We start from the raw sequence: 14,539 nt of genomic DNA on the forward strand, positions 1-14,539 counted from the left end.
ATGGCTGGCAGCCCTGCACGCACCATTTTGCTGATCGATGATGATGCCGCGATGCATGAGCTCACGCGGGCGCATCTCGAAAAATCAGGCTATACGCTGCTTTCGGCCTACGACGCGGCCACCGGCCTGCAAATGCTCGTGCAACAGCGCCCCGATTTGGTGCTGCTCGATTTCCTGATGCCGGCGATGGACGGTGCCAGCGCCTTCAACGAACTGATCAGCAACCCCGCCTATCGCACGGTGCAGGACACGCCGGTGATCATGCTCACCGCACGCGGCGGCGACGAGGTGATGAAGACCACCCTGCTCGAACGCGGGGTAAGCGCCTACCTGCAAAAGCCCTTCGGCCTGCGCGAGCTCACCAACGTCATCGAAAACGTTTTCATCATTCACGACATTCGCCGGCGCAACGAGCAACTGCGTGCGGAAGTCGAAAGCACGCGCGATCATCTCGAACTGGTGATGCGCACGGCACCCATCGGCATTTTTTCCACCGACGAAAACGGCTGCCTCCAGCACATCAATCACGTGCTGGCGCACCTGCTGGGTTTCGACAGCCCCAACGAGCTGCGCCAGTGTTCCGCTACCGACGACCCGCGGCTGCGCGACACTTTCCTGCGCACCGCCGTGGCACGTGTGCTCACCGGCAGGAAAGCGTGGAAAATCCGCTATTTTCACCATCGCAAACACTCCGAACGGCGCCGGGTCTTGAACATTCACTGCGTGCCGGTAAAAAAAACCACGGACGAGCTCGAAGGCGTGGTGGGAATCGTCGAGGACGTGACGGAAACCCTCAAGCGCGATGAGCAACTGCAGATGCTCTCCACCATCGGTCTGGCGCTGCAAAGCCTGCTTGATCTCGACGACCTGCTGCATCTCATTCTCACCAGTGCCACCGCCGGCCAGGCCCTCGGCTTCACCCGCGCCATGATCTTTTTGACCGATCCCTCCGGCCAGCATTTGGCGGGCAAGATGGGAGTGGGGCCCTTCGATGCCAGGGAAGCCGAGGAGATTTGGAAGACCTTTGAACGCGAGCATCTCTCGCTCGAAGATTTCCTGGAAAAATACGGCAAACACCGGCCAGCCATCCCTTCCCGCCTGGATTTGATCGTGCGCGAGCAGATTCTGCCGCTCGGCATTCACGACTCGGATTTCGTCCGCGAGATTCTGCGCAAACACACCTATCGCGGGCTGCCCGGTCGCAGCGATCACCCCAGTTGCCGCAAGGTCTTCCGCGCCCTGCAGCTCGAGGATTTTGTCGCCGTGCCGCTGATTGCCAAAGACCGCCTCAAGGGCGTGATGCTGGCCGACAACCGCTTCCGCTCGCAGCCCATAGAAGCCGACTTGATCGCGCTGCTCGAGTTGTTTGCCAGCCAGGCGGCGCAGGCCATCGAAAAGGCCGATGCCTATCGCCGGCTGGAGCTGGAAAAGCGCAAGCTGGAGCATGCCTACGAGCAGCTGCAGGCCACCCATGACCGCCTGGTGCATGCCGAGCGTCTGGCAGCCATTGGCAACATGGCCGCCCATGTCGCGCATGAGATTCGCAACCCGCTGGTCACCATCGGCGGTTTTGCACGCTCCCTGAACCGGCAATTGCAGGACCATGAGCCGGCCCGCCAGATCACCACCGTCATCATGGAAGAAGTCATCCGGCTGGAGAAGATTCTGGCCAATGTCCTGGATTTTTCCAAGCTGCCCAAACCTTCCCTGCAACTGGCCGATCTCAATCATCTCATCGAAGAAGTCTGCAGCCTGCTGCGCGATGAGGCGCGCGAGCGGCAGGTGGAAATCCGGCGCAACCTGGCACCCGGCCTGCCCAAGATGTGGATCGATCCCATTCAAATCAATCAACTGCTCGTCAACCTGTTCCGCAACGGCATTCAGGCCATGAAGGGCGGCGGCATGCTGGAGGTGCGCACGCTGTTGTGGTCCAAACGCTTCGCCCGCATCACGGTGCGCGACACCGGCAGCGGCATTCCTCCGGAGATCATCGAGGACATCTTCAAGCCCTTCTTCACCACCAAGACCTACGGCACCGGCCTCGGTCTGGCCATTTGCCGGCAAATCGTCAATGATCATGGCGGTGAAATCGCGGTGCAGTCGGCGCCCGGCAGCGGCACGATCTTTACCGTCGACCTGCCGCTGGAGAAGCGCTCGCCGGCGGAAAAATTCGATGCCGGTTTCGACGTGGAACCGCCCGCTCGCCCTGTTCCCGATGCCCAGCCGCGAGACCCCGCCTCATGAATATCGCTGTTTTCGACGACTCTGCCGCCGACCACGTGTTGACGGTTTCCGCGCTCACCGCGGTCATCAAAACCCTGCTGGAGGACGGCCTGCCGCCCGTCTGGTTGAGCGGGGAAATTTCCAATTTCAAACATCACACCTCCGGGCATTTTTATTTTTCCCTGAAGGACAGCGCGGCACAGATTCCATGCGTGATGTGGGCGGGTCGCAATCGCCACCTGCGCTTCCTGCCGCGCGACGGCATGCAGGTCGTCGTGCAGGGCAAGGTCACCGTCTACGAAAAGCGCGGCTATTATCAACTCGAGGTCTGGACCATGCAGCCGGCGGGTGAGGGCGCGCTGCAGCTCGCCTTCGAACGCCTCAAGCTGCGCTTGCAGAGCGAGGGCTTGTTCGATGAGGCACACAAGGTCAGGCTGCCCGCGTTTCCGCAGCGCGTGGGCCTGGTGACCTCCCCCACCGGCGCGGCGCTGCGCGATTTGGTGAGTGTGTTGCGCCGGCGCTGGCCGCCGATCGAGATTATTCTGCGGCCGGTGCGGGTGCAGGGCGAGGGCGCGGCGGAAGACATTGCCCGGGCCCTGCAGGAGTTCAATGCCTATGGCGGTGTCGATGTGATCATCGTGGGCCGCGGCGGCGGCTCCCTGGAGGATCTCTGGCCCTTCAACGAGGAGATAGTCGCACGCGCCATTTATGCCAGCGAGCTGCCGGTGGTCTCGGCGGTCGGCCATGAGATTGATTTCAGCATCAGCGATTTTGTGGCGGATTTGCGCGCCCCCACCCCCTCGGCGGCCGCGGAGTTGGTGGTGCCTGACGCCGCCGAGGTCCGCCGCCATCTCCGGCAGCAATTGCAACGCGGCCATCTTGCCCTGCAACGCCTGTTGCAAAGGCAGCGCGAGCGCCTGCGCAGCATCGCTGCCAGCTATGGCCTGCGCCGTCCGGTTGATCTCATCCACCAGCGCAGCCAGGCGCTGGACGAGACGCATCGCCAGATGCTGCGCAGCTTCGAACGGCTGCTGGAGCGGCACCGGCGTGAGCTGGAAACCACCCACCAGCGTCTGCAGGCCCTGAGCCACGAAAACATACTCCAGCGCGGTTTTGCACTGGTGTACCGCGAGGAGGACGGTGCGCTTGTGCGGCAGGCCGGACAATTGCAGCCTGCCGAAGCCGTCCGCATTCAGTTTGCCCGCGGCCGCGCCCAGGCCCAAATCCGCACCGTCTCACCGGATTAACCACCTGTTCCTTGCCACGGCAAACCGCAACCGGCCGGGCTTGCCGGTACTTTCCCGATCAGAAACGTAATTTTGCAAAGTGGACACCGGCGCCGCCCGGTTTCTCCACCTTGTTATCATTCGTGAACACCAACACGAAAGGCACCTCCTCATGCGGTACATCTTTCCCCTGCTCGCCGCGCTTTGCTTGTGGGGATGTGGCGGCGCACGCCAGATGGCAACACTGCCGGAGTTGCAGCAGTGGGTGGGCACCTGGCAGGGCAAGGGCATCCGCGAAAATCGCATGGATCCCGTGCGTGACTGGACACTCACGCTGGAAATCCGCAACAACCGCCTGACCGGCCACCTGCAGGATCAGGGCGGCGAAATGGGAAAACAGAATCTCAAGAAGGTTCGTCTGCAAGACGGCGTGCTCACCTTTCAGCTCAATTTCGAATCGACGCGCGGACTGCAGGTGACCTACAGCCATGAAGCGCGTTTACGCGGCGACAAGATTCTCAGTGTTTTTCACGGCCGGGAGGGCGGGCGCCCGTTTCAAGGCAAATGGGAGGCGGTGAAAATCGCAGAAGGCAACACCGTAGCCAACTGACCGGACTTCTGCCGGTCGGGGTCACGCCAAATCTGGCACACCACGCCGCGCTTCATACCTGAATTTTGCACCTTCTTTTTGCCACCTTTCGCCTTGCAGGCGGCTGCCCATCAATCGGGAGCCTGCGATTGCAATCGCAGGCGGTGAGGGCAACACCACCCATGCAAAATTCAGGTCATGACTGCCGGTTGTGTTTGCACCATTCTCCCCCGGGCCCACACGGCCGCGTGACAGCGGCGGTCCGTGGCACAGGCTGCCAGCCCGCATACCAACAAGCGGTCGGTGCTGCATTTTCGTCCCATAGGCTGGCCAAGCCAGGCCTGGCAATTCCTCCCCCATCTGATTGTGTCACCTCCCCTTTTGGCTGTTTTCTCACATGTGTCATCTCTCTGGATGAATGCTGGCACTGGCCTGACAGGGACGCCTGCCAGTCGCAAGATCAGATCATTTCTGTTCTCTGTAATTCCTGGAGTCGTCTGATGAAAGGGAAAGGCTCTCGTGGCGCAACCCGGTTCGTCATGCCAGTGGTGCTGGCTGCCGGCCTGGTGTTGGGTGCCACCGTCACGGTGCCACTCTTTTATGAAACCACCATCGTCGCCGGCCATGGCCGGGTCGATTCCATTGCAATGTGGGTTGCGCCCAATCCCGAACAAAGTATTCTCTACATCACGGACAAGACCAAAAACTGTCTGGAAAAACACGATCCTGTTCGCAACAAATTCCTCGGCTATTTGGGCAGCACGGGCAGCGGTCCCGGGCAACTGCGCTATCCCAACGGCGTAGACGTCGGTTACAACGTGCCGACCGGCAGCGGTGAGCGCGATTTGCTCATCGTGGCGGATCGTGACAACAACCGTTTGGCGATTTGGTCGGTGCCGGATGAAACCTACATGGGCAGCGTCAGTCACCCCGACATGATCGAGCCTTACGGCGTCGCGACCTATTGGGACGAGGATCAATTTCAGGTTTTCGCGACCGACAACGGCGGCCCGACCGACGACGTGTTCGTGTTCAATATTGTGCCACAGGGCCAGGGGGTGCAGGGGGTGCTGCAGCGCAAAATTGCCACCCAAACCATTTTGGAGTCGCTCACTATCGATCAATATCACCGCCGCATTTTGTTGTGCGATGAAGCGCGCTCCGAGGTGATGGTGCTCGATCTCGCCGGCAATTTGCTGCAGCGTTTTGGTCTCGGCCACTTCGTCAGAGAGCCGGAGGGCATCCAGATTTACGACACCGGCAACGGCACGGGCTACATTGTCGTCTCCGATCAAATCGCCAGCCCGACGGAGTATGAAGTTTTCGACCGGCAGACCTTTGCCTGTCTGGGCAATTTTAGTGGTTCGACGCGCGACACCGACGGCATCGAGATCGTGCAAACGGCGCTCTCCAATCTGCCCAATGGCTCGCTCTTCGCACAAAACACCGACCGCAATGCCCATTGCTACGACTGGGGCGCCATCGCCAGCGCCCTGGGCTTGCAGACGGCATTTGTCGATTACCACCACCGGCCGGCAGCCAGATTGACCTTGCAAATGCCCAATGGCGGTGAGGCGCTGCAAGTGGATTCCACCTACACCATCACCTGGACGGCGGAAAATGCTCATCTCGCCGACACCGTGCGGATCGAATATTCGCAAGACGGCGGTGCGACCTGGCAGGTGCTGGCGGCGCAGACGGCAAACGATGGTGAATTCACCTGGCAGGTCAGGGTGGCACCCACTTCCACCGCATGCCTGCGCATTGCAGATGCCCGCGACGGTCGGCCCAGCGACATGAGTGATTCGACTTTTAAAATCATCGGGCCGCCGGCACAAATCAAGATCACCGGCGGCAGTTGCCAGAGCGGCCGGCCGAGCACGAACCTGCCCGCTGCGCTGGAGGTCAAGGTCACAGACAGCAACGGCAATGCGGTGAGCGGTGCCCTCGTCACCTTTGAGATTACCGCTGGCAACGGCAGTTTGTCGACCACGGGGCCGGTGCGCACGGCGCTCAATGGCCGCGCCCAGACGCTGCTCACGCTCGGCCCGCATCATGGGGCCAACCGCGTGACAGCGAGCGTCACCACGCTGGATACCATTGTCACTTTCGAAGCCCAGGCGGATGTGGAGGAATTCGCCAACAACATTGCCCGGGACAAAGCCGCGCAGGCTTCCCGCACCGCCGGCAACAACGTTCCGGGCCGGGCTGTTGATGGCAATGATTGCAGCTTTTGGGCCAGTGGTGCGCTCGGCAACGGCAGCCAAACCGCGTGGCTGTTGGTGGATTTGGCCGCATCATTTGCGGTCGACCGTGCGGCCATCAAGTGGGATGGCAGTTTCTTTGCGCGCAAATACGAGGTGCAACTCTCCAGCGACAGTGTGAACTGGACGACGGTGTACACGCAGGTGGCCGGCACGGGCGGAACCGAACGTTTCGTTTTCCCGGCGGCGACGGCGCGCTATGTCCGTGTCTACATGACAGAGGCGAAAAAGAACATCTATCGCATTGCCGAGCTGGAGATTGCGCAGTCCGCGGCCGGCGACTCCATCCTTCTCCAATCCCCGAACGGTGGTGAAGCCTGGCAGGTGGATTCGAGTTATGCGATCACCTGGGATGCCAGCCGGATCAATCCCGGCAGTTTGGTGCGGGTGGAATACTCTGCGGACGCCGGCGCAAGCTGGCAGGTGCTCGCCGCCAACGCGCCCAACACCGGTAGCTATCTCTGGCAGGTGAATACCGCACCGACTTCCACGGCACTGATCCGCATCGCTGACGCCGGCGACCGCTATCCCATTGACACCGGCGATTCCACCTTCAAAATCATCGGACCGCCGGCGCAGATGAAAGTCACCGGCGGCGATTGCCAAAGCGGCCGGCCGGGGACGACGCTGCCTGCTGCACTGACAGTCAAAGTTACCGACCGCAATGGCAATGCGGTGCCGGGGGCCGCCGTAACCTTTACAGTGAGCAGTGGCGCCGGCACGCTCAGCCCCGCCCAGCCGGTGCGCAGCGGCTTGAATGGTCGTGCGGCGTCAAGCCTCACGCTCGGCCCGGAGCCCGGCGTCACCAAAGTGCAGGCCCGGGTGGCCGGACTGGATACCGTGCTGCTTTTCACCGCGCGGGCCGACAGCCAGGCCTTTGCCGTGAATGCCGCCTGTGGCAAAACTGCGACCGCTTCGAGCACAAACGGCGGCAATTCCGCGGCGCGTGCAGTCGACGGCAGTGAGTGCAGCTACTGGGCAAGTGGTCCGCTCACCACGGTTTCGACCACGCAATGGCTCATGGTCGATCTGCAATCGGCGCAAGTGCTCACAGACGTGGCGATCAAGTGGGACGGCAACTTCTTTGCGACGGCCTATGAAATCCAACTTTCCATGGACCAACTGGGCTGGCAGACGGTTTTTGCGGAGCAGGCCGGCACCGGCGGGACCGTGCGTCTGGAACTGCCGCCGATCACCGCACAATATGTGCGTGTCTACATGACGGGCAATCGCAAGAATTGCTATCGCATCGCTGAGCTGGAAATTCAGTCTGCCGCGCCTGGCAGTCAGGCTCAAGGCGTGACAAGCGCCGGCGAGGGAGCAGCCGCGGCGCTGCAACCGCCCGGAGCGTTGCAACTGGAACAGAATTATCCCAACCCGTTCAATCCGACGACAACGCTCACTTTCAGGGTGCCGGAAGCGGGCATGGTGAAATTGCAGGTCTATAATCTCGCCGGGCAAGTCATCGCCACCCTGGTCAATCGCTGGGTGCCAGCGGGAGTGCATCACGTCACTTTCGACGCTTCGGCGCTGCCCACCGGCGTCTATGTCGCCGTTCTGCACAGCGGCAGCTTCACGCAGACGCGGCGGCTGGTTTACATGAAGTGAGCAGCCGGCGGGTTTTGCGGGTAATCCCTAGTGCATTGTTACGTTGATTTTTTTAGTCCCGGCCTCTCGTGGGTCGCTGCTGGAGTGGCAAAAATTCATTTTTGAACAGCCGCCCACCAGGGGCGGGGACTACAGAATTCACGTTTACAGGGCACCAGTGACGTGTGGAGTAGCCCAGGCATCTCTGCCTGCGCCAACAAGTCCACCAGGTTTCGATTACACAGGGCTGATAGAGTTAAAAGTGGGAGGCGGCAGCGTTGAAATCAGATTTCCACAAACTGCGGCGGGGCATGCTGCAGCTTGCGCACACCGGTCATGCCATGCCACTGGGAGCGTTGCTGTTGTTGCTCGGCTTTGGGATGCTGCCGGCGCAGACCATTCCCGGCGAAATTCAGGTGTCGCCACGCGTGAGTACCGGTGCGGTCAGTGGCGATGCGGATGATCCGGCGATCTGGATCCACCCCGACGATCCAGCTCTCAGTCTGGTTATCGGAACGGACAAAATCGGGAATTTCATCTATGTCTGGGACGTCAACGGCGTGGAGTTGCAGCGCATCGCGCTGGCGCGCACGCCCAACAATGGCGACGTGCGCAAAGGGCTGATGCTCGGCGGCGTCCCGGTCGATATCTACGCGGTGGGCGTGGACGCACCGAGCCGCATCATGGTCTACAAAATCGATCCCGACACCCGTCAGCTCAGCGACATCACCGTTGCCGGCGGCATTCTGACCCCTGAGGTCAAGGAGCCTTATGGCTTCGCCCTCTATCGCCGCAAGCGTGATGGCGCGATCTATGCCTTCATGACCAGCAACGGTGGCGTGCACGGAGTTTTGCAGCAGTACCACCTGAGCGACAATGGCCAGGGCCGCGTGCAGGGCGTGCACGTGCGCTCGGTCGGCGGCGACGTCAACGGCCAGCATTCCGAAGGCATCGTCGCAGACGATGAGTTGGGCTATGTGTACGTTTCGGAAGAAGACTGCTGTGTGCACAAGTTCCACGCTGACCCCGACATGGGCAATCAGCAGCTCGCGGAATTTGCCCATGGCGACAGCATCGAACCCGATCGCGAGGGTCTGGGCATTTATGCCTGTCCGGAAGGCACCGGCTACCTGCTGCTCTCCAGCCAGGGCAACCAGCGGGTGAAAGTATACCGCCGCGAGGGTGATCCTGGCAATCCCCACAGCCACACACTCGTGACCACGATTCACACCCCCGATGCCACCAGCACCGACGGCCTGGATGTGACCAGCCAGCCGGCCGGTCCGAATTTCCCCCACGGCTTTCTCGTCAAACACCACAGCACCGGAAAAAACTTCAAACTCTTTGCCTGGGAGGATATTGCGCAGAACTTCTTGACGACCTGCAGCATCACCTCTGCTTTCAGCGCGACACCGACTTCCGGCTGCGCACCGCTGACCGTCAACTTTACGGATCAATCCAGCGGCCCGGTGACCGCCTGGGAATGGGATTTTAACGACGGTACCACCTCCACCGAGCAAAACCCCACACATACCTACAATTCCGCTGGTGTCTACACGGTGATGTTGACCACCACCAATGCCTCCGGTTATCGTCACTCCTATACGCGCACCACCGGCATCACCGTCGGGGCTGCGCCATCCGCCGATTTCACTGCCGCACCGCAGACCGGCTTCCCGCCGCTGACTGTGGCGTTTACCGATCAATCGACCGGCCACGTGAGCGCGTGGCTGTGGGATTTTGGCGACAGCACCACTTCGACGTTGCAACATCCCACGCATGAATATGCCAGGGCCGGAGTTTATTCGGTGACCTTGACAGTCTCCGATTCCTGCGGCAGCAACAGTGCAAGCAAGGCGGAATTCATCACCGTCAACTCGCCGGTGGTGGCGGCGTTCGCCGTCTCGGACAGCAGTGGCTGCAGCCCGCTCACCGTGCAGTTCAGTGATTCTTCCACCGGCAGCCCCACTGCCTGGCTGTGGGATTTCGGCGATGGCACGAATTCGACCGAGCAGCATCCCTCCCACACCTACCACGCCTCCGGGCGCTACACTGTCACGCTGACAGCCAGCTCGGCAGTTGGCACTGATACCACAAGCAAAAGCGACTTCGTGATCGTCACAGAGCAGCCCGGGGCCGCGTTCCAGGCCACGCGAACGCGGGTGAGTGTTTCCTCTCCCGTCACATTCACGGATCAATCCTCCGGCGAGGTGAGCCGTTGGTTGTGGGATTTCGGTGATGGCGGCACTTCGCCCGAAAAAAATCCCACCCATCATTATGCCGCGCCGGGAGAGTACACCGTTTCCTTGACGGTTTCAAATGAATGCGGCACCCACACGGAGAGCAAAACAAACTATGTGACGGTTGTCGATACGATTTCCGCGGCTTTCTCCGCCGGCGACACTGCGGGCTGCGCGCCGCTGACGGTGCAGTTTACCGACCAGTCGAGCGGACCAATCACCTCCCGGCGGTGGGAGTTTGGCGACGGCACACTTTCGACCGAATCACATCCGGCGCACACCTATGCCGACACCGGCAGCTACACCGTCCGGCTCACCGTGCAGAACGCTGCAAATGACAGCAGCGTGGCCACACGAACGACATACGTCAGAGTTTATCCCGTGCCGCAGGCGGAGTTTTCCGCCAGCGTAACCACCGGCCATGCGCCGGTTTTGGTGCCGTTCACGGATCAATCCGCCGGCAACCCGACTTCCTGGTTGTGGGATTTTGGTGATGGCAGCCGTTCCACGGAGCAGCATCCGTCGCATACTTACACCATGGCCGGCGACTACACCGTCATGCTCACCAGCAGCAACGCCTGCAGCAGCAGCACCGTCAGCCGGACCGACTACATTCACATTGACCCCTGTCTTGCACCGGTGGCGGATTTTTCCGCTCTCGATACGCTCGGCAGTGTGCCAATGCAAGTCCGTTTCAGTGACCGCTCGACCGGCGCTCCAACCGCCTGGTCGTGGGATTTCGGGGACGGCAACAGCTCGACGGAACAAAACCCCGTGCATCGCTACCTCGCGCCCGGCGAATACACCGTCACTCTGACGGTCAGGAATGATTGTGACAGCGACACGGTGAGCAAGGCAAACTATGTGACAGTGGTGGATACCGTGACCGCGGACTTCTCCACGGGGATGACGGCCGGTTGTGCACCGCTATCCGTGCAATTCACCGATCAATCCAGCGGCCCAGTGGCCTCCTGGTTGTGGGAATTTGGAGATGGCGACACCTCGGCGGAAAAAGATCCCGTGCATACCTATGCCAATGCGGGCAATTATACTGTCCGGCTCACGGTGAGCAATGGTGCCGGCCACAGCCACGCGGTGGTGAAGGACAATTACATCTCGGCCAGCCCTTCGCCGGTGGCAGCATTCACCGCGGCACCCGTCGCAGGCAACGCGCCGCTGACGGTGACATTCACCGATCAATCAACCGGTAATCCGACCAACTGGTCATGGGATTTCGGAGACGGCACCACTTCAAACGAACAACATCCCGTTCACACCTATGCCGCCGCCGGTGAGTATACCGTAAGTTTGACCGCCGCCAATGCCTGCGGCCAAACGCCTGCAACACAAACGAATCTGATACAAGTGCAGTCTTGTCCGCCGCTCGCCGCGGATTTCTCCGCCTCCGCCACCTCCGGCAATGTCCCGCTGCTGGTGAATTTCAACGACCTCACAACCGGCAATCCCACCTCGTGGCTGTGGGATTTCGGCGACGGCAACTCCGTGACCGAACAGAATCCCACCCACCAGTACACTGCAGCCGGCACTTACACCGTGACCCTGATCGCCAGTGACGCCTGCACGACGGACGCGGAGATCAAGACGAATTACATCACGGTCAACAGTGTGCCGGGCGGAAATCTGGCGGCGGGCAAAGTCGTGACCGCTTCGAGCACCGCTTCGCCTTATGCCGCCGAGCGCGCCGTGGATGGCGACAACACGACCTACTGGCGCAGCCTGAACACGAGCAAAAACACGCCCAACACCTGGCTGCGTATCGATCTGGGCGCGGCATACAACATTAATCGCGCGGTGATTCGCTGGAAGGAGAGTTACTACGCGACAAGTTACCGCTTTCAGATTTCCAACAGCGGCGGCAGCAACGACACCGAATGGACGACGGTCTACACCAACAATGCCGGCCGCAGTGGCAGCCAGGATGTCACCTTCACCGCCCCGTTTGCGGCGCGCTATTTTCGCATCCACATGGACAAAAACAACAAGGACAACAACCAGGTTTTTGAACTGGAGTGCTATGCCAGCGCCCCCTGCCTGCCGCCCGGTGTGAATTTTGTCGCTTCCGCCACTTCCGGGACCGCCCCCTTCACCGTGACTTTCAGCGATCAATCCAGCGGCGATCCCACCTCCTGGAACTGGGATTTCGGTGATGGTGGCAGTTCGACCGAGCGCAATCCTTCGCACACCTACAACACCCCGGGCGACTACACCGTCAAACTCACTGCCGGCAACACCTGCGGCACGAGCACGGGCTCCAAGGCCAACTACATCCACGTTGCGCCCTGCCAACCGCCGGGGGTGAATTTCACGGCGGCACCGACTTCCGGCAATGCGCCGCTGACAGTGGCTTTCACCGACCAGTCCGGCGGCAATCCCACGGCGTGGCGCTGGGATTTTGGCGACGGCGCGAGCGCGACGCAGCAACATCCTTCCCATCAATACACCGTTGCCGGCGACTACACCGTGACACTCACGGCCACCAACAGTTGTGGCTCAACAACCAAAGTGCAGCACAACTTCATTCATGTGGGGCCGTGTGTGCCGCCGAACGCCGCTTTCGCGGCCTCACCCGACTCCGGCAATGCACCACTGGTCGTCACCTTTAGCGATCAGTCCAGCGGCAGTCCTGCCTCCTGGCACTGGGATTTTGGCGATGGCCGGAGCGCGGCAGAGCAAAACCCGACGCACACCTACACGGCTGCCGGTGACTACACTGTCAGACTGATCGTCACCAACCAGTGCGGCACGGACACTTTGATTGCCGTGAACCGGGTGCACGTCGGTCCCTGCCTGTTGCCCGCGGCCAGCTTCACGGCCGCCACCACCTCAGGCAATGCACCGTTGACTGTCAGCTTCACGGACCGGTCATCCGGCAGCCCGCAGACATGGCGCTGGGGGTTCGGCGATGACAGCACTTCGACGCAACAACATCCCACCCACACCTATCAAGTCGCCGGCGACTACACCGTGAAACTGGTGGTCAGCAATGCCTGCGGCTCGGACAGCACGATTCGGGCAAACTACATTCACGTCGATCCCTGCGTGCCGCCCACGGCGAACTTCTCGGCCTCCCCCACCTCGGGCAACGCACCGCTGCGGGTTGATTTTCGCGATGAATCGAGCGGCAATCCCACCTCCTGGAGCTGGGATTTTGGCGACGGCACCAGTTCGAACGAGCAGCATCCCAGCCATCAGTATGCCCTGGCGGGCACGTACACAGTGAAACTGACGGCGACCAGCGCGTGCAATTTCGACTCGGAAACCAAGATCGACTACATCACCGTGAACAGCGTGCCGGCGGGCAACCTGGCACGCGGCAAGGTCGCAACCGCTGCGAGTACCACCACGCCTTATGGCACCGAGCGCGCAGTGGATGGCAGCGCCACTTCCTATTGGCGCAGCGGCGCGTCGAGCAAGGCCTCACCCAACCAATGGTTGCGCATTGATCTCGAGGGGCCCTACTCTCTGTCGCGCACCGTGGTCAAGTGGAAAGAAAGCTATTATGCCGCGCGCTACCGTTTTCAAATCTCCAACACGGGCGGCAGCTCTGACAACGAGTGGACCACGGTGTACACCAACAATGCCGGCACCGCCGGCACACAGGACGTCACGTTCACTTCCCCCTTTGCGGCGCGTTATTTTCGCATCCGCATGGATCAAAACAACAAGGACAACAATCAGATCTTCGAGTTGGAATGCTATGCCGGCAGTGCCAAACAAAGTGCCGGCACCCCGGTCTCCGCAATCATGCCCGAGCATTTCGAGCTGAAGCAGAATTATCCCAATCCGTTCAATCCGGCCACCACCATCACCTTCGACCTGGCCACCCGCAGCACAGTGAACTTGACGGTTTACAACACCGCGGGGCAGCTCGTGAAACAACTGGCGCATGGCATTTTTGAACGCGGCCGGCATCAACTCATCTGGGATGCGACCGATACCCGCGGCACACGTGTCACCAGCGGTGTCTACCTCTTCTTGTTGCAGACCGACGGTTTCATCGCCAGGCGCAAGCTCGTGCTGACGAAGTAGCGGTCACTCATCACGCAAGATTTCCATTGGATTCTCCTGCCGGGCAGGTGCGGCGATGACGATTGGCAAATGAGTCGCTGCCCGTCGCGCCTGCCCTGCTTTCCAGTTTGAAGTTTTTCCGGATCCATCCCGACTTGCAGCGAAACCGTTGTGCAGAGAGACTTTCTCTTGCAGGGTAATCCCTGAGTGAACGTGTGGAGCGGCGCAGACATGTCTGCCTGCAGACAAGGTGCCTGGGCGGCGTCCCATACACGCAATCGGGATATGACGTTGCAGGCTCGCTGTTTTATCCACCATGGCAAAAATTCTTTGCGGCGGTCCGTGGTTGTCCCACGAAATTCACTTTGAAACTCACCCCAA

At 60.8% G+C, this 14,539-nt stretch carries 5 protein-coding genes; all 5 read left to right on the plus strand.

Features of this window, described 5'->3' with window-relative positions; translation table 11 throughout:
• The 5 genes from ONB52_15825 to ONB52_15845 all read left to right on the plus strand — a co-directional run bounded on the left by ONB52_15825 (window position 1) and on the right by ONB52_15845 (window position 14,179).
• Window positions 1-2,244, plus strand: a complete 2,244-nt coding sequence (locus ONB52_15825; protein MDZ7417606.1) for an ATP-binding protein — start codon at window positions 1-3, stop codon at window positions 2,242-2,244.
• Complete coding sequence (gene xseA, locus ONB52_15830) at window positions 2,241-3,470, plus strand: exodeoxyribonuclease VII large subunit (GenBank protein ID MDZ7417607.1); 1,230 nt, start codon at window positions 2,241-2,243, stop codon at window positions 3,468-3,470. Before ONB52_15825 ends, xseA begins: the two co-directional genes overlap by 4 nt.
• A 151-nt stretch (window positions 3,471-3,621) precedes the next feature.
• Window positions 3,622-4,059 (plus strand): hypothetical protein, encoded by a 438-nt coding sequence (locus ONB52_15835; GenBank protein MDZ7417608.1) that lies wholly within the window; start codon window positions 3,622-3,624, stop codon window positions 4,057-4,059.
• Between the two features lie 479 nt (window positions 4,060-4,538).
• Window positions 4,539-7,910 carry a phytase gene (locus tag ONB52_15840; protein ID MDZ7417609.1) on the plus strand — a complete coding sequence of 1,124 codons (3,372 nt, stop codon included), beginning with the start codon at window positions 4,539-4,541 and terminating at the stop codon, window positions 7,908-7,910.
• Between the two features lie 257 nt (window positions 7,911-8,167).
• Complete coding sequence (locus ONB52_15845) at window positions 8,168-14,179, plus strand: phytase (protein ID MDZ7417610.1); 6,012 nt, start codon at window positions 8,168-8,170, stop codon at window positions 14,177-14,179.
• Window positions 14,180-14,539: the final 360 nt, after the last annotated feature.

It is taken from the genome of candidate division KSB1 bacterium (assembly GCA_034506255.1).
Lineage (GTDB): Bacteria > Zhuqueibacterota > Zhuqueibacteria > Zhuqueibacterales > Zhuqueibacteraceae > Coneutiohabitans > Coneutiohabitans thermophilus.